The sequence below is a fragment of the Hungatella hominis genome (assembly GCF_014288005.1).
GTDB classification, from domain to species: Bacteria; Bacillota; Clostridia; order Lachnospirales; family Lachnospiraceae; genus Hungatella; species Hungatella effluvii.
On record NZ_JACOPB010000071.1, the window covers coordinates 1 to 610 of the forward strand.

The 610-nt window shown below is 37.2% G+C and carries 2 protein-coding genes; one reads left to right on the top strand and one right to left on the bottom strand.

All coding sequences use genetic code 11. From position 1 onward, the window contains the following. A partial coding sequence (locus H8S75_RS32375) for a hypothetical protein (protein WP_187024978.1) occupies nucleotides 1-356 on the top strand: 356 nt, incomplete at its 5' end. Here H8S75_RS32375 and H8S75_RS32380 read toward each other — a convergent pair. Beyond that, a partial coding sequence (locus H8S75_RS32380) for a hypothetical protein (RefSeq protein ID WP_187024979.1) occupies nucleotides 357-610 on the bottom strand: 254 nt, incomplete at its 5' end.

A 610-nucleotide genomic window follows, 5' to 3' on the forward strand; every position in this document is an offset into this window, starting at 1 on the left:
ATAGTGATTTAGGTGTGTTTAAAAACAGTTTTGACACGGCTTTAGTAGATATTACTCCATACAAAGTATCTAGTATTGTGGGTACAACATCTATATGTTATCTCCAGAAATACGGGAGGCTTGGAATAATCACAATAGGCAGTGCGTTGCTAAAATATCAAAAAGAAGGAAGCAATATAATCTTTACTATCCCTGGATATTCGCCACTATTAAAAACTGCCATAGTAGTCCGAGGACATAATGGCAATATTTATAGTGGCTTTGTATTGGGTGATAATGATATGAGTATCCAGCTAGATAACTTGCCTACAGGCGATCTATATGTGTGTGGTCAATTTGTTGTACTCCTCAAATGATCAATCAGCTGAATACTTCTCCCAGCCGCCCCATGTACCGCTAAGTTTTTTTGCTTTAAAAAAATATTTAAAGCCAGTTCCAGCAGGGATTGCCTCTATAATTTTGTAGTTATCATCTACGCCATTTATTGATATCCAAAAAGCTTGTCCTGCAACTGGTGGAAGATTAGGGCAACTGGGATAGGCGTAGTATAGACCACGTCCCAGAGTCAATATATCACTAGACTGCAAAACTTTATAACTTAAATCACTAT